Origin of the sequence: Sphingomonas dokdonensis (assembly GCF_002197685.1) — a bacterium.
Classification (GTDB): Bacteria; Pseudomonadota; Alphaproteobacteria; order Sphingomonadales; family Sphingomonadaceae; genus Sphingomonas; species Sphingomonas dokdonensis.
Genome location: NZ_NBBI01000003.1, coordinates 133,707 through 149,608, shown reverse-complemented (window position 1 = coordinate 149,608; position 15,902 = coordinate 133,707). Strand labels below are relative to the sequence as shown.

General features: G+C 68.3%; 12 protein-coding genes. 4 read left to right on the top strand and 8 right to left on the bottom strand.

Annotation, left to right across the window (positions count from 1 at the left end):
- Positions 1–43: 43 nt before the first annotated feature.
- Entirely contained in the window at positions 44–709 is a 666-nt protein-coding gene (locus SPDO_RS09150; RefSeq protein ID WP_088367183.1) for a nitroreductase, read from the top strand.
- A gap of 58 nt (positions 710–767) precedes the next feature.
- On the opposite strand, the gene SPDO_RS09145 is transcribed toward SPDO_RS09150, so the two are convergent.
- Both SPDO_RS09145 and SPDO_RS09140 read right to left on the bottom strand, forming a co-directional pair.
- Positions 768–1,028, bottom strand: coding sequence for a hypothetical protein (locus SPDO_RS09145; protein ID WP_088367472.1), 261 nt, complete (start codon positions 1,026–1,028; stop codon positions 768–770).
- 199 nt (positions 1,029–1,227) lie between these two features.
- Positions 1,228–2,619, bottom strand: a complete 1,392-nt coding sequence (locus SPDO_RS09140; RefSeq protein WP_088367182.1) for a DEAD/DEAH box helicase — start codon at positions 2,617–2,619, stop codon at positions 1,228–1,230.
- Between the two features lie 258 nt (positions 2,620–2,877).
- On the opposite strand from SPDO_RS09140, the gene SPDO_RS09135 reads away from it, so the two are divergent.
- Positions 2,878–3,177, top strand: coding sequence for a hypothetical protein (locus SPDO_RS09135; RefSeq protein ID WP_088367181.1), 300 nt, complete (start codon positions 2,878–2,880; stop codon positions 3,175–3,177).
- A complete protein-coding gene (locus SPDO_RS09130) occupies positions 3,177–4,712 on the top strand; it encodes a methyl-accepting chemotaxis protein (RefSeq protein WP_088367180.1) in 1,536 nt (511 codons plus the stop codon). The genes SPDO_RS09135 and SPDO_RS09130 overlap by 1 nt, the downstream gene beginning before the upstream one ends.
- A gap of 94 nt (positions 4,713–4,806) precedes the next feature.
- On the opposite strand, the gene SPDO_RS09125 is transcribed toward SPDO_RS09130, so the two are convergent.
- Entirely contained in the window at positions 4,807–5,961 is a 1,155-nt protein-coding gene (locus SPDO_RS09125; protein WP_088367179.1) for an acyl-CoA dehydrogenase family protein, read from the bottom strand.
- Positions 5,962–6,113: 152 nt separating this feature from the next.
- Between SPDO_RS09125 and SPDO_RS09120 the strand changes: the two genes are divergently transcribed.
- Positions 6,114–7,118: a fumarylacetoacetate hydrolase family protein gene (locus SPDO_RS09120; protein ID WP_088367178.1), complete on the top strand. Its 1,005-nt coding sequence runs from the start codon at positions 6,114–6,116 to the stop codon at positions 7,116–7,118.
- Between the two features lie 54 nt (positions 7,119–7,172).
- Here the strand turns inward: SPDO_RS09120 and SPDO_RS09115 are convergent, their stop codons facing one another.
- From SPDO_RS09115 to SPDO_RS09095, 5 genes are all read right to left on the bottom strand, one after another.
- The gene (locus tag SPDO_RS09115) at positions 7,173–8,042 is read right to left on the bottom strand and encodes a PaaI family thioesterase (RefSeq protein WP_088367177.1); all 870 of its coding nucleotides are present in this window, start codon (positions 8,040–8,042) and stop codon (positions 7,173–7,175) included.
- A complete protein-coding gene (locus SPDO_RS09110) occupies positions 8,039–9,349 on the bottom strand; it encodes a cytochrome P450 (RefSeq protein ID WP_088367176.1) in 1,311 nt (436 codons plus the stop codon). Before SPDO_RS09110 ends, SPDO_RS09115 begins: the two co-directional genes overlap by 4 nt.
- Positions 9,350–9,419: 70 nt before the next feature.
- A complete protein-coding gene (locus SPDO_RS09105) occupies positions 9,420–12,752 on the bottom strand; it encodes an error-prone DNA polymerase (RefSeq protein WP_088367175.1) in 3,333 nt (1,110 codons plus the stop codon).
- 15 nt (positions 12,753–12,767) lie between these two features.
- Entirely contained in the window at positions 12,768–15,176 is a 2,409-nt protein-coding gene (locus SPDO_RS09100) for a DUF6504 family protein (protein ID WP_245829348.1), read from the bottom strand.
- Positions 15,088–15,837 carry an ImuA family protein gene (locus SPDO_RS09095; protein WP_245829346.1) on the bottom strand — a complete coding sequence of 250 codons (750 nt, stop codon included), beginning with the start codon at positions 15,835–15,837 and terminating at the stop codon, positions 15,088–15,090. The genes SPDO_RS09100 and SPDO_RS09095 overlap by 89 nt, the downstream gene beginning before the upstream one ends.
- Positions 15,838–15,902 lie beyond the last annotated feature (65 nt).

The following is a 15,902-nucleotide window of genomic DNA, read 5'->3' as shown; positions in this document are numbered from 1 at the left end:
ATGTGGCGCGATTTGACGCGCACGGCAAGAGGTGGAGAGGCGAATGAATGTAACCGAAGCAGTGAAGGAGCGGCGCTCCGTCCGCGGGTTCCTCGACAAGGAAGTGCCGATGGAAGTGCTGAAGGACCTGGCACTGACCTCTGCCCGCGCCGCGACCGGCGGCAACATCCAGCCATGGCACATCGACATCGTCGCGGGCGCGAAGATGGACGAGCTAAAGGAGATCATGCGCGGCAAGCTGGAGCGGCGCGAGACCGAAAAACCCGGCTACGACATCTATCCGCGCGAGATGACGGACGCGACCAAGGCGCGCACGTTCCAGATCGGCGAGATCATGTACGGGCACCTCGGCATCCCGCGCGAGGACAAGCGGGCGCGGGCGCAGTGGTTTGCGCGCAACTTCCAGTTCTTCGGTGCACCCGCCGCTTTCTTCGTGACGGTGGATCGCCGCATGGGGCCGCCGCAATGGGCCGACCTTGGCATGTACCTGCAGAACCTGATGCTGCTGGCGGTGGAAAAGGGCCTGGCGACCTGCCCGCAGGAATGCTGGGCGGTGTATCCCGACACGGTGGAGGCGTTTCTCGGCACGCCATCCGAACGCATGCTCTTTTGCGGGGTGGCGATCGGCTATGAGGACAAGGACGAGCCGGCCAACCGGACACGCGCGCCGCGCGCGCCGGAAGAGGAATGGCTGACGGTGCTCGCCTGATAGCTGGATAGCGCCGCTGCCCCGCCGATTGCTGCGGGTTGGCGGCAGCTTTCCGTACTCAGGCGGCGGTGGGCTGCGCTTCCTTGAGGGCGGCGAGCACCATGCGTTCCCACACCGCGGGGTCGCCGGCCGCTGCCATGGCGGCGCTGGGCGCGCGCAAGGTGTGCAGCACCGCGATCGCCGCGTCGCGGTAATCGGGCCAGGCGGCGTCCACGGCGCTGCCGGCCGATTCCTGATCGCCGTGGCCGTTGGCGCTCAGCCGCTCGCCGGCAAGCACGCGGGCGATGCGCTCCACCAAGGGGCCGGTTGCGATATCCATGGTCATGTCTCCTCTTTGAAGAGGAGCAACTGATCAGGGCCGCGTGCGGTTGCAGAGGCGACGCGAGGCGGTGCCGCGCCCGGGACACGCGGGGCCCCCTGACGCCGAACGTGCTGAGCCTGTCGAAACATGTGCCGCCAGCGCTATCGCTGGAGACACGCTCTTCGGCAGGCTCGGAGCGAACGGAAGACTTCTGGTGTCAGCCCTGTGCGGTCGCGCGGGCGCCGCCACCGCCGCCGCGACCACGACCGCCACGGCCGCGACCACCGCCACCCGGACGGGCACCGCCACCGCCACCGCCACCACGACGGCTGGCGTTCGCATAATCGCGCGTCGCAGTGGGGGCATGCGTCGCCTTCGGCCGTGCGGGACCACGCTGCTGGCGCGGGCGATCCTCGCGCGGGGCGGGATCGGCGCCGATCGCCTTTACGCGCGCGGCCTTCAGCGCATCGGCGCGCTTCAGGAAATCGGTCGGCAGGGCGCGCTGCGGCACCTTCTGACGCGTCAGCTTTTCGATGTCCTTCAGGTACGGCCGCTCATCGTCGGCGCAGAAGGAGATGGCGATACCGCTGGCGCCCGCGCGCGCGGTGCGGCCGATGCGGTGGACGTATTGCTCGGGCACGTTGGGCAACTCAAAATTGAACACGTGGCTGACGCCCGAAATGTCGATGCCGCGCGCCGCGATGTCGGTGGCGACCAGGATCGGCACCTCACCGCTCTTGAACGCGGCGAGCGCGCGCTCGCGCTGCGGCTGGCTCTTGTTGCCGTGGATGGCGTTGGCGGCGATGCCGTTACCGGCGAGCAGCTTCACCACCCGATCGGCGCCATGCTTGGTGCGGGTGAAGACCAGCGCGCGGTCAATGCCCTCTTCCTGGATCAGGATGGTGAGCAGCGCCTGCTTCTCGGTCTGGTTGACCAGCACGACCTGCTGCTCGACGCGCTCGGCCGTGGTCGAGGCTGGCACGACGGATACGGTCTGCGGATCGGTGAGGAACTGATTGGCCAAGTCGCGGATCGAGGTCGGCATGGTGGCCGAGAAGAACAAGGTCTGGCGACGGCGCGGGACCATGCGCACAATCTTCTTCAGCGCATGGATGAAGCCGAGGTCCATCATCTGGTCGGCTTCGTCGAGCACGAGGATCTCGAGCATCGTCAGATTGCAGAAGCCCTGCTCCACCAGGTCAAGCAAGCGGCCCGGCGTGGCGACCAGGATGTCGATCCCGCGCGAGAGATCCTGACGGTTCTTGTTGATGCTGGTGCCGCCGAACACGGTAGCGACGGTAAGGCGCGAATTGCGCGCATACAGCTTCGCATTGTCGGCGATCTGGCTGGCAAGCTCGCGCGTCGGCGCCAGCACCAGCATGCGCACATGCGTCGGCAGTACGCGCTTTTCGCTGCCCAGCAGGCGCTGGATCGACGGCAGCACGAAGGCGGCGGTCTTGCCGGTGCCGGTCTGGGCGATGCCGAGCAGGTCGCGGCCGGTCAGCACCGTGGGGATCGAGTCGCGTTGAATCGGAGTGGGGGTTTCATAGCCCTTTGCTTCAAGCGCGCGGACAAGCGGCTCGGCGAGGCCAAGGTCGGAAAATGACATGGAAATACCTATAGGTAGCGGCCCGCAAGCCAATCGGCGCACGGGAGGCGGGGAAATTGACACCCCGCGTGATATGGGAAGCCGGTTCGATCGACCGAGACGGAGCCGGGGCCGCAAGGCCCGATCACGCTGCCGACGTCTCGATACTGCGCTAGATGCGGGCGAACCGTCGCCAAGTCAAGTTCCCGCACGATCTGCGTCATCGCGTCCGCGCCCGTCCTTTACTCCGCCTCAACGGTTCGGTTCTAACTGGACCATGTGAATCGATCCTCCTTTGCCATCAACACCTTGCTTGCCGCGCAGCTTGCCATCGGCACGGCCTCTATCGGCCTGCTGGCGTTTGCGCCGCCCGCCAAGGGCGAAATGCTTCTGCTGCCGCTGCGGAGCGGCGCCCCGGTCGCGCGGCTCGCGCGCAATGGCGACGCGATGCTGCTGGCGCGCGGCCCGGGGGATGGGCTGGTCGTTCGCGGGCAGCGCGCGGCCTTGTTCTGGCCCTTGCTGCGGGCGGGCGTGCTGACGCTTGCGGCCCCGCGATCCTGGTGCGGAGAGGTGCGCTGATGTCCTCCATTGATGCGCTGCACGTGCGTGCGGTTCGCCTGCTGGCGATCGTGAGTTGCCTGGGCGTCCCCCTGCTGTTCGCCTGGGGCAAGGTGCTGGACATGCCCAACACCGTTGCGGCAACCGCCGCGGCGGCGGCTGTCACCGTCGTGCCGGTGTTCCTTGCGCTGCGCGCGCCCGAAGCGCTGGCGACGCGGCTGAGCTTCGGCATTCTTGCGGCGGTGATGCCGGCACTCAACGTGTTCATGATGGCCGAAGATGCCTGGCAGATGGATGCGCACATGTACTTCTTCGTCGCGCTGTCCGCGCTGGCGTTGATGTGCGACTGGCGGCCGCTGGTGGTCGCCTCGGTGCTGATCCTGGTGCACCACCTGCTGCTGTCGTATCTCGTGCCCGCCTGGGTGTTCGACAATGGCGGCACGCTGGGCCGCGTGTTGTTTCATGGTGTTGCGGTGGTGATGCAATGTGCGGCGCTGGCTTATCTTGGGGTGCGGCTGCGCAGTCTGATCGTGGCGCAGGATGCGGCACGGGCCGAAAGCGAGCGCCTGACCGCGGTGGCGCAGGCCGAGCATGACACGGCGGTTGCGTCACTTGCCGCGGTGCAGGAGGCGGAGGCGCGGTCCGCCAGCGAGCGCGAGCGGCGTAAGCGGGCGGAGGCGCGCTTGTCGGACGAGCGCCGGGGCGCCCTGATGGCGCTGGCAGACGATTTCGAAGCATCGGTCGCCACGGTGGCGATTGCGATCGAGGGCGCCGCGGCGGCGCTGGAAGGTTCGGCGGCGACGTTGACCCGGATCGCGTCGGACGCCGGGCGCCAGTCCAACGAAGTGGCCGCAGGCGCGGCGCAGGCGGCGGGCGCGACCCAAGGCGTGGCGGAGGCGGTACGACGCCTGACCGACTCGATCGGCGACATCGCCGACAGCGCAAGCGCGCAGGCGGCGCTGACCGGTACGGTGCAGCGTGATGCCGACGCCGGCAAAGGCAAGGTGCAGGACCTGGCCGAGCGCGCCGGGGACATCGGTGGGCTGGTGGGCGAAATTCACGAGATCGCGACCCGCACCAACCTGCTGGCGCTCAATGCCTCGATCGAGGCGGCGCGCGCCGGCGACGCGGGGCGCGGCTTTGCCGTGGTGGCCGGCGAGGTGAAGCAGCTGGCGGGCGGCACCGCGCGCGCCAGCGACAAGATCGTGGCGCTGATCGAAAGCGTGCGCGATGCGGTGGGTGCCGCCGAGGCCAATATCGTCGGTGCCGCTGACGCTGCCTCGCGCGTCGCCAACGCGGCGGGTGACATCAAGGGCGCGGTGGCCGGGCAGCGTGCAGTGGCGGCCGATATCGAGCGTACCGCGCACGAGGCTGCGCGCGGGGTGGACATGATCGAACAGCGGATCGCCCGGGTGGCGACGGTGGCGAACGAGACGAATACGTTGGCGGAGCAGGTGCGCGCCGCGGCCGGCACATTGTCCGACCACGCGCGAACCCTGCGGCGCAGCACCGATGGGTTCGTGGATCAGTTGCGGGGCGGCAGCAAGGCGGCCTGAGGACAGGAGGCGCATCACCCCAAACAGAAAAGGCGGATGGGCCACATCCGCCTTTCCGAGGTGAAGGAAACGGGCGCCAGCCGCGCCCGCGCGGTCACAGCTTGCGGCTGATCACTTCCTTCATGATCTCGTTGGTGCCGCCGTAGATCCGGCTGACGCGGGCACCGCGCCACATCTTCGCGATCGGATATTCGTTCATATAGCCGGCGCCGCCGTGCAGCTGGAGGCACTTGTCCATGACCTCCCACTGAAGGTCGGTGTGCCACAGCTTCGCCGCGGCGCCTTCCTCGTTGGTCAGTTCGCCCTTCAGGTGCCGCGCGATCGCCCAATCGAGGTGTGCCCAGCCGATCTGCAGCTTTGCCTTCAGGTCGGCGAGCACGAACTTGGTATTCTGGAAGTCGAACACGGTGCCCTTGAACGCCTTGCGCTCCTTCACGAAGGCGACCGTATCGTCGAACGCCTTCTGCGCCGAAGCATGGGTCGACACCGCGATCGACAGGCGCTCCTGCGGCAGCTGGCTCATCAGGTAGATGAAGCCCATGCCCTCTTCGCCGAGGCAATTGGTGATCGGCACGCGCACGTCCTCGAAGAACAGCTCGGACGTGTCCGCCGCGTCCTGGCCGATCTTGTCGAGCTTGCGACCCTTACTGAACCCCTCGCGATCACTTTCGACCAGGATGATCGACATGCCCTTATAGGCGGGCTGGGCGTCGGGATCGGTCTTGGCGACGACCAGCGTCAGATCGGTGTTCTGGCCGTTGGTGATGTACGTCTTCGACCCGTTGATGACATAATGGTTGCCGTCCTTCTTCGCGGTCGTGCGGATCGACTGAAGGTCGCTGCCCGTGCCCGGTTCGGTCATCGCGATCGCGGTGATGACGTCGCCCGACACCATCTTGGGCAGCCATTCCTTTTTCTGCTCCTCCGAGCCGTAATGCTCCATGTAGCCGGCGACGATATCCGACTGCAGCGAGAAGCCGGCGGGCACGCCCGAATAGGCCATCTCCTCGTCGACGATCGCATTGTAGCCGAAGTCGAGGCCAAGGCCGCCATATTCCTCTGGCACCGTCGGGCACAGCATGCCGACCGCGCCGGCCTTCTGCCAGAAGCTCTTGGGAACGAGCCGGTCCTTTTCCCACTGGTCGGCGTGCGGCACCCCGTCCTTGGCCAGGAAGCTGCGCACCGTCTGGCGGAACGCCTCGTGATCCTCATTGTACGCGAAACGGCCCGCGATCTGGTCGAGCGACATGGAAGTAACCTCGGTTGGAAAGCCAATGCACGCTTGTCGCCACACCGCATCAAGGGGTCAAGTAACTTTTGTTATGGTGCGTTTGCGGTCTGCTCGGCCCTCGACTTTGCGCGCAGCGCGGGCTTATGCCGGTGGTGAAAGAGAGGTAACGGATGAAACTTGCGAGCCTGAAGCATGGCCGTGACGGCAAGCTTGTCGTGGTGTCGACCGATCTCGCGTGGTGCGCCGATGCGACGCACATCGCGCCGACGCTGCAGGCGGCGCTGGACGATTGGGATCGGCTGCTGCCTGATCTGCAGAACCTGGCCACCGACCTCGACCATGAAGTGATCCCGCGCGAGCGCTTTCACGAGCGCGATGCCGCCTCGCCGCTGCCGCGCGCCTATCAGTGGGCGGATGGCTCGGCCTATGTGAACCATGTCGCGCTGGTGCGGCAGGCGCGCGGGGCGGAAATGCCCGAAACGTTCTGGCACGATCCGCTGATGTATCAGGGCGGATCGGACGGTTTCCTTGGCCCGCGCGACTCGATCCCGCTCGCGGACGAGAGTTGGGGCTGCGACCTGGAGGCCGAGGTGGTGGTCGTCACCGGCGACGTGCCGATGGGCGCCAGCCGCGAGGAGGCATTGGCGGCGATCCGGCTGGTCGGCCTGACCAACGACGTGTCGTTGCGGAACCTCATTCCCGGCGAACTGGGCAAGGGCTTCGGCTTCTTCCAGTCGAAGCCGGCCTCTGCCTTCTCGCCGGTGTTCGTGACGCCCGACGCGCTGGGCGACTGGTGGCAGGACGGCAAGCTGCATCGCAAGCTGATGGTCGACCTGAATGGCGAGCCGTTTGGCCGCGCGGAGGCGGGCGAGGACATGACGTTCGACTTCGGTACGTTGGTGGCGCATGCGGCCAAGACCCGCGCGCTGGGTGCGGGCACGATCGTGGGGTCGGGCACGGTGTCGAACCGCGACGCAGACGGTGGGCCGGGCAAGGCGATTGCGCAAGGCGGTGTCGGCTATTCGTGCATCGCCGAGGTGCGCACGATCGAGACGATCGCGGGCGGGAAGCCGGTGACGCCGTTCCTGAAGAAGGGCGATACCGTGCGCATCTGGGCGGAGGACGACCGGCACCACCCGATCTTCGGTGTGATCGAGCAGACGGTCGGCGGCTGATCGGTTGTAGCAGGTCGGGCCGATGGCGATCGGCCTGGCCTGCCGACAAGCGGGCTATTCGCGGGGTAGCGCGTGCCGGATGGGATCGCCCGCCGCGTCGGTGATCGCGAGCATGCGGGCAATGGCGACAGGGCGGCTCGGGTCGCCCTGATGCGCGTCGATATCGAGCGTGATGGCGCGGCGACCGGTGCGGCGCGGCACGACGCGGGCGACCAGCGGCAAGGTTGCGAGCGCGGGTGCCAGAAAGCGGATCTCGATATCGAGCGGGCGGAAGGCGGGATCGATCGCTGCGACGCCGGCTTGTTCGAGCAGCCCGGCAATGACACCGCCGTGATAGGCGGGGAGCGGCGCGCCGACATGCTCCGACCGCGGCCGCATGGTCATGCCGTCAATGGTCGGCACGGCGCCGAGATAAGCGGCAAAATTCGCAGCCGTCGACGGCGGTAGCATTTCGCTGCGCCCGTCCATGCGGCCGGGCGTGCCGCCGGGCATCGAGCCGACCAGGTAGCGCGCGACGGTCGCGCCGACGGGTTTGCCTCCACTGGTCAGATGCCCGCGCGAGAGCGCCAGATCGCCTTCGCGCGTCACCTCGTCGATGGTGCAGCTTATCGGCGCGGCAGGCAGCGGCCCGAACCAGTCGACGCGCAGATCCAGCGTCATCATCGGCGTGGGATGCGGCAGCGTGGTGAAGACGCCGCCGGCGGTCGCCTGATCGGCCAGCACCAGCGCCGCGCCCCGAGAGACGCGGCCGTGCGTGTCGCAGACCGCCGGCAGCGCCGCATCGAGCGAGGTCGCGACCGGCGCGCCGATCGTCGCGCGCTGCGACATGCCGAGCGCGGCGCAGGCCGGGATGGTGCGGATATGCTCGCTCGGCTCGGTGCCCGGGAAGCCAGGGTAGAGTTTCTCCGGATCGTGTCGGCTCACTTGGCGCGGTACCGTATCGGCAGGTGCTTCATGCCGCTGACAAAGCTGGCGCGTGTCCATTCGGGATCGCCGGCGAGCGCGAAATCGTCGAAACGGGCGAGCAGTTCTTCGAACAGGATACGCATCTCCAGCTTGGCGAGGTGCTGGCCGAGGCACAGGTGCGGGCCATAGCCGAAGGCCAGATGCTGGCGCACGTTGGCGCGGTCAATGCGAAAGGCGAAGGGATCGTCGAAGACCGCGCTGTCGCGATTGGCGGAGGGATAGGCCATGACGAGGCCGTCGCCCGCCTTGATCGGTACACCGCCAACCTCCGCATCCTTGGCCGCCGTGCGGAAGAAATGCTTCACCGGGCTCGCCCAGCGGATCATCTCCTCCACCGCATTGGGGAGCAGCGAGGGATCGTCGCGCAGCTTGCGCATCTCTTCCGGGTTGCGGATCAGCTCCAGCAGGCCCGCCGACGACGACGAACTGGTCGTGTCGTGCCCGGCTGCGGCGATGATGAGGTAGTAGCTCATCGCCTCCATGTTCCCCATCGGCGAGCCGTCAGTGAGCGTCGCATTGGCGATGATGGTGGACACGTCCTCACGCGGGTTCGCCTTGCGGTCGGCGGTGATGCGATCGCACCAGGCGTTGAATTCGGTGATCGTGGCGAACAGGCCGCCCATTTCCTCGGGACGCATGTGGTCGAAATCCTGCGCGCCGAAGACCTCCTGTGTGATCTTCATCAGGAACGCTTCGTCCTCGCGCGGCGCGCCGAGCGTCAGCATGATGACGCGCAAGGGGAACCAGATCGCGACCTCGCTGGCGAAATCGCATTCGCTGCCGAGCGCGGCCATATGCTCCACGCTTTCGCGGGCGAGGCTGCGGATATCCTCTTCCAGCTGCTTCATGTGCTTGGGCGAGAAATAGCCCTGCGTCATGGCGCGGAAATGCTTGTGGTCGGGATTGTCCATGCTGACCAAGTTGCGCGTCAGCTTGTTGCCGCCGGTCATCGCCATGATCCGCTCTTCATCGGCGATCGTGGCGAGCGTCAGGCGCGGGTCGTTGATGAAGGTGTCGGTGTCGAGCTCCACCCGGCGGATGTCGGCGTGGCGCGCCACCGTCCAGAAGGGGCGATACCCATCGGGCTCGCACCAATAGACCGGCGCTTCCTCACGCAGATAGTTGAAGATCGCATGGTAGCGCTCCTCATGCGCATAGCTGTCCGGATCGACGATCGCGGCATCGAATGCAGCCTTGTTCTCGGGCGAGGGAACGTGCGGGGTCAGGCCGATGCGTGGTTCGGGGCTGCGGGCGGCGGTGGCCATGCGATCTTTCCTCTCATGCTGCCGATCAGGGCCGGCTCGGGCGGAACCTAAGCCGAGTGTTTCAGCAAGATCAATGGAAGTCGTGGCTGCGGATCGGAATCACGTCCTCCGGCCGGTTGATGTCGGGGCGGTCGCGGTAGTGATAATCGATGCGGCCCTTGGCCTTCCAATCCGGATCGCCGCGATCGGGCGCGCCGGGGTGGGTCGCGCCGTCGCCGCGCGCGACCAGGCGGGGCAGGTCGATCTCGCCGACCTCGCGCAGCATCCCTGTCAGGTCGGTGATGTAATCAGCGACGACGTGAATCACGATGCCTTCCTTCTGCACGCGACCGCGGATGCTGACCATTGCGGAGGACATGACGGTGCGGCGCTGCGCCTCGAACCGGTCGGGCCACAGGATGCCGTTGGCGACGCCGGTCTCGTCCTCGATGGTGATGAACAAGACGCCCTTGGCGCTGCCGGGCCGCTGGCGGACGAGGATGATGCCCGCGACATCGACCATGCGGCCTTCTGGCGTATTCTTGAGTTCGCCGCAGGGAACGCAGCGCCGCTCGGACAGGCGGCCGCGCAGAAAGGTGAGCGGGTGCTGGCGCAGCGTCAGCTGGGTGGCGCGATAATCCTCCACCACCTCGCGCCCCGCAGTGAGCGCGCGCAGGTGGACGGGCTCCTCCTTTGTCTCAATCGCGGCGAGCAGCGGCAGCGGCGAATCGCCCAGCCCGCGGATTGCCCAGAGCGCCTGACGCCGATCGAGCCCCATGCCGGCAAAGGCATCCGCCTTGGCGAGCTTTTCCAGCGACGCCAGCGGCACGCCAGAGCGGCGCCATACGTCCTCCACCGAGGTGAAGGGGCGGATCGCGCGGGCGGCGAGGATCTTGCCGGCATCGGCGGCGGACAGGCCGTGCACGATGCGCAGGCCGAGGCGGAGCGGGTGGAGGCTTGTATAGGGTGGAAGGAGGCGCGCCTCGCCGAAGGGAAGAGGTTTGTAGGGCTTCGCTTCAAACAGCGTCGTGTCCCATTCGCTGCGCATGACGCAGACGGGCAACACCTCAACGCCGTGCGCGCGGGCGTCGCGGACGATCTGCGCGGGGGCGTAGAAGCCCATCGGCTGGGCGTTGAGCAGCGCGGCGCAGAACACGTCCGGGTGATGGCATTTCATCCAGGAGGAGGCGTAAGCGATCTTGGCGAAACTGGCCGCGTGGCTTTCGGGAAAGCCGTAACTGCCGAACCCCTCGATCTGCTTCACCAGCCGCTCGGCGAAATCGAGCGCGATGCCGTTCCCCAGCATGCCGTTGATCAGCTTGTCGCGGAACTCGCCGACACCACCGGTCATCTTGAACGTCGCCATCGCGCGGCGCAGCCGGTCCGCCTCCCCCGGGCTGAACCCGGCACCCAGGATCGCGACCTGCATCGCCTGTTCCTGGAACAGCGGCACGCCCAGCGTCTTCTGGAGCACGTCCTTGAGCAGCGGGCTGGGGTATTCGATCTTGGCCTGATCCGCCTTGGATAGCGCGCGACGCTTCAAATAGGGATGCACCATGTCGCCCTGAATGGGGCCCGGGCGGACGATCGCGACCTGGATGGCGAGATCGTAGAATTCGGTCGGCTTCATCCGCGGCAGCATGCTCATCTGCGCACGGCTCTCGATCTGGAACACGCCCAGCGTGTCCGCCTCGCGGATCATCTCGAACGTCGGCTCGTCGTCGTCCTGCAATGCATCGCTCGCCATCGTCATTGCGACGCCCTTGTGCTCGGCCAGCAGGTCGAACGCGCGGCGCATGCAGCCGAGCATGCCGAGCCCGAGAATGTCGACCTTCATGAAACCGAGATGCTCGATATCCTCCTTTTCCCATTCGATGACGTGGCGCGCCTCCATCGCGGCGGGCTCGATCGGGACGAGATCGTGGAGCGGATCGCGCGTCAGCACGAAGCCGCCGGGATGCTGCGACAGGTGGCGCGGCGTGCCGATCAGTTCCTTGGCGAGTTCCAACGCGAGCGCGAGGCGCGGCTCGCCGGCATCGAGGTTCAGCGCCTCGACATGGCTGTCGGGGACGCCCTCGTTGGACCAGCCCCATACCTGCCCCGCCAGCGCGCTCGTCATGTCCTCTGGCAGGCCGAGCACCTTGCCCACCTCGCGGATCGCGCCGCGGGTGCGGAAACGGCTGACCACCGCGGTCAGCGCGGCATGGTCGCGGCCATAGGTTTCGTAGATCCACTGGATCACTTCCTCGCGCCGCTCATGCTCGAAATCGATGTCGATGTCGGGCGGTTCACGGCGCTCCTCCGACACGAAGCGCTCAAAGAGGAGTTGGTGCTTGATCGGGTCGATCGAGGTGATGCCCAGCACGAAGCAGATCACCGAATTGGCAGCCGAGCCGCGCCCCTGGCACAGGATGTCGATCGACCGTGCGTAGCTGACGATCGAATTCACGGTGAGGAAATAGGGCGCATAGCCCATCTTCGCGACGAGCCGCAGTTCATGGTCGAGCTGGCGGGTGTAGGCTTCGGGCGGATCGTCGTCGAACCGCTGCGCCAGCGCGTTGCGCGACAGGCGTTCCAGCCCGTCCTGCGCACTGCGGCCGGACATGATGATCTCGTCGGGATATTGGTAATCTAGGTCGGTGAGGCTGAACGTGCAGCGCTCCACGATCGCCTCCACCGCGGTGAGTGCCTGCGGCAGATCGGCGAAGCGCCGCGCCATTTCGTCCGGTGGCTGGAGATGGCGGTCGGCATGGCGTTCGCGGCGGAAGCCCAGGTCGTCGATCGTGCACTTCTCGCGGATCGCGGTGACCACGTCCTGCAGCATGCGGCGATCGGGGCTGTGGTACAGCACGTCGCCGGTGGCGAGCGGGGCGAGGCCGTGGGCTTCGGCGGCGGCGGCGGTCTCATGCAGCCGGCGGCGCTCGCCCGGCCTGCGCCACGGCGTCAGGCAGACGTGCCCGCGAGTGCCGAAGATATCGGCGGTGGCGGCCAGCGCGGTCGGTGCCGCCCCGTCCCGCCCTGGCACCAGCGCCGCGACGAGGCCGCCGGCATGCGCGGCGACATCCTCCCAATGGAGAAAGCACTGCCCCTTCTCCCCGGCCTTTGCCTCCGCACGCGACTTGCCGAGCGTCAGCAGGCGGGTCAGCCGGGTCCAGCCGGCGCGATCCTCCGGCCAGACGAGCAGCGAGTCGCCGCTGACCAGATCGAGCCGGCAGCCGGGGATCGAGCGGATAAAAAGGCCGTCCTTCTTTTCCAGCTGCTCGCACGCATAAAGCGCACGCACGACGCCGGCGACCGAATTGCGGTCCACCACGCCGAGCGCAGGCATCCCCATCAGCGCCGCGGTGGCGAACAGTTCCTCGCACGACGACGCGCCGCGCAGGAACGAGAAGTGGGTCGTCACCTGAAGCTCGCTGTACGTCACGCGGCACCGGGCGGATCACGCAAAGGTGCCATGGATGTACCAGCGGTGGTCGCCCGTTTCGGCGCGTTGGCCGTCGCCGCGGCGAAAAAGCCAGAAGCGGCGTCCTTCCGTATCCTCGACCCGGAAATAATCGCGCACGGCGTCGCGCTCGCCGGGGCGGCGCCACCATTCGCCGGTGACGCGCTCGGGCCCGTCCGACCGGGCGACCATGTGCAGGCACCCTCGCCAGGCGAAGCGAAAGGGCGCGTGATCGGGCATCTTGGCCATGATCTGGTCGAGCGGTTCGGGGCGGCGGAGCAGGCGCGCGGGGCGGGGCCAGCGCTGGTGCCAGGGATGGTCTGAGGCGCGCGTGTCGAGCAGGCGCACGTCGTCGCGCTTCAGACGCATGCTCGCGGCGGCAGCGGCATCGAGTGGTGCGCCCGGCACGACCGAGCGTTCGGGCACGTCGCTTTCGACCGGCCGGTGGCGCCACAGGCGGGCGGGGCCGATGCGATTGGCGAGCGTATCGACCAGCGGGGCGAGATCGGGCGCCTGCTGTTCAGCGAGCGCCGCGCCGAGCGTTTCGGGGCCGAGCGGATCGGCGCGCACGAGGTGCAATGTCAGCGCGTCGAGGCCATAGCCGACCTCGATCTCCTCGATCCGGCGGGCGATCAGGCGCAGCAGGTGCGCGGGATCGCGGCTGGCGCGGGCGAGGCCGATGCGGATCACCTGATCGGTCGAATCGACGCGCGCCGCCACAAAGGCGAGCGCGCGGGCGCCGAGGCCGGCAGTGGCGAGTTCGACGGCAAGGTCGTCGACGAGACCGGCGAGCCAATGGCCGATCGCGTCCGCCGTGGCGATCGGCTCGGCGAAGCGGCGGGTGACGGCGATCGGCTGCACCGGTACCACGGGATCGAGCGGCTCGGGCGCGGCGCCGGTCGCCTGGTCGAGGCGGTGCGCGATGGTCCGGCCGAAGCGACGAACCAGCGGCGCGCGCGGCATCGCCATCAGGTCGCCGATCGTGTCCACGCCCAGCCGGGCGAGCAGGTCGCGCGCGGGCGCGTCCAACCGGAGCGCGGCGATCGACAGTGGGGTGAGTTCGGCGACATGCGCACCCGGGGGCACGATCGCGGCGGGCGCGCGCTGCCGCGCAAGGGCCCAGGCGGCGCCGGCGGTGTCGGCGATCGCCACCTGCGCGGCGATGCCAAGCCGGGCGAGCAGGCGGCGCAGGCGACGGACGAACGCCACCTCTCCACCGTGGAGGTGCGCGGTGCCGGTGATGTCGAGGAACAACCCGTCCGGGCCAGAGATCGCGACAACCGGGCACCAGCGGCGCGCGAGTTCGGTGGCGAGGCGCTGGAGATCGGCGCGGTCACCCTCCGGATCGGCATCGCGCACGTCCAGATCGGGCACGGCGGCGCGCGCCTGAGTGAGCGCGGTACCGGGGGCAAGGCCGAGCGCCTGCGCCTCGGGCGAGGCGGCAGCGATCTCGACGCGGCTGCCGGTCTTGTGAACGGTGACGAGAGGTGGAGCCTCTGACTTCCGTTCGTTCCGAGCGACGTCGAGGGACCGGCCTTGATCGCAGTGGCGTGTGGCCCGTGTCTCGACGTCGCTCGACACGAACGAGGAGGAGGGGCGGCGTGCCGCTTCCGGGGAGGCGGGGTGTCCATTTCCCGTTCGCACCGAGCTTGTCGAAGTGCGTGCCCGAGGCGTGGCGTTGGAGGCGCGCCCTTCGACCGGTTCGGGGCGACCGGCGGCGGGGGTGCACACCCGTGCCACGGTGCTGCCGAGCGTGCGGCCGGTGTTGAAAAACGCAGCGACCCCCGGCACTTGCGCGCCGGCGTCGTTGGAGCCGCAGCGCGCATGCTTGTCGGGGCGAGGGCCCTCGCCGGGATAGCGGACCGCGGGCATCGCCCGCCAGCGCGCGAGCGCGGCGGCGGCGCGGTCGTCGGCGTTGGGATCGAGATTGTCGAAGCCGCGCCAGCGTTTGCCGGGCACGTCCTCCGGATCGGGACGCACCGGGAGCGCCGTTGGCACAGGGCGCGCGCCTTCGTCCGGGCGCATCGCCTTGAATGGATTGTCGGCGGCTTCGCTGCGGCGGCCCATCTCGCGCATCGGCGGGCGCTGGTGCGCGGGCATCGCCTCGATCCGGCGCGCGACATCGGCGCGCGTCGATTGCGACCATGGTTTATCCACGGGGGGCTTGTCCGCAGGCGCGGCCGCGTCCGAGCGTGCCCAGCGGGCGCCGGGGCGCCAGCCGGTGTTCTTGGGCGCGTCGCATTGCAGCACCTGTTCCTCGGCCACCGCGGCGACGAGCGGCGCGAGGTCGAGCCCGGGTTCTGCCGGAGTGCCCGGTTCAGGCCGCGGCGGTGCGCGGCGCCGCTCGGCCCGGCGCACGCGATCGATCGCCCAGTGCGGCAGGTAAAGCGAGACGACCCGTGTCATCGCAGGCCTCCATCAAATTGGTGAAAGGTTCGCCGCCGCGCTGGCGCTCCAGCGCGACGGTCCAGCGCGCCCGGCCGATGCCGTGGCGCACGGGGGCGGATGGGGCGGAGGTGATGCGCCAGCGGGTCAGCGCGGCGGACGGCTGGCCCAGCGGATCGGCATCCTCGCGCGGGTGGCGGCGCATCAGCAGCGCGATGGTGCGCCCGCCCTCCGCCGCCAGTTGCAGCCGGCGGGTCGCGGCCATGCCGGCGCGCTTTACCTCGCCGATCACTGCGCCGAGGCCGCGATGGCGCAGCCCTTCCTCCATCAGCGCGAGTAGCTCGGCATCGTCGCGCGCCTCGGCATATAGCACGCGTTCGGGGGACAGGCCGGCCTGGTAGAGGCCGGGGGCGAACAGGTCGCGGCGGCGCACCACCCAGAGCACCGGCCCCCAGGCACGCGCCGCGATGCCCGCCATGAACAAGGTGGCGGCGGCATCGTCGCTTAGCTGCGCGGTGCCGGCGGCGACCTCGTGCAATGCGTCCAGCCGGAGGCCGCCATCGGCCAGTCGCGAATCGACCGGCGGGATGCCAAAGGGCAACGTCTCGCGGCGCCGATATCCGTCGCCTTCGATGGCACGAAGCGTTTCACGCAGCTCGGCAATGATGGCAGGAGAGGACACGGGCACGACTCGATGAAGCTATGTGTTCCCATTTTGTTCCGATTTCCGGCGGAGTCAATCGGCCG

Coding starts and splice junctions, on each gene's coding strand:
- SPDO_RS09150 (WP_088367183.1), top strand. CDS start 44: ATGAATGTAACCGAAGCAGTGAAGGAGCGGCGCTCCGTCCGCGGGTTC.
- SPDO_RS09145 (WP_088367472.1), bottom strand. CDS start 1,028: ATGGATATCGCAACCGGCCCCTTGGTGGAGCGCATCGCCCGCGTGCTT.
- SPDO_RS09140 (WP_088367182.1), bottom strand. CDS start 2,619: ATGTCATTTTCCGACCTTGGCCTCGCCGAGCCGCTTGTCCGCGCGCTT.
- SPDO_RS09130 (WP_088367180.1), top strand. CDS start 3,177: ATGTCCTCCATTGATGCGCTGCACGTGCGTGCGGTTCGCCTGCTGGCG.
- SPDO_RS09125 (WP_088367179.1), bottom strand. CDS start 5,961: ATGTCGCTCGACCAGATCGCGGGCCGTTTCGCGTACAATGAGGATCAC.
- SPDO_RS09120 (WP_088367178.1), top strand. CDS start 6,114: ATGAAACTTGCGAGCCTGAAGCATGGCCGTGACGGCAAGCTTGTCGTG.
- SPDO_RS09110 (WP_088367176.1), bottom strand. CDS start 9,349: ATGGCCACCGCCGCCCGCAGCCCCGAACCACGCATCGGCCTGACCCCG.
- SPDO_RS09100 (WP_245829348.1), bottom strand. CDS start 15,176: ATGACACGGGTCGTCTCGCTTTACCTGCCGCACTGGGCGATCGATCGC.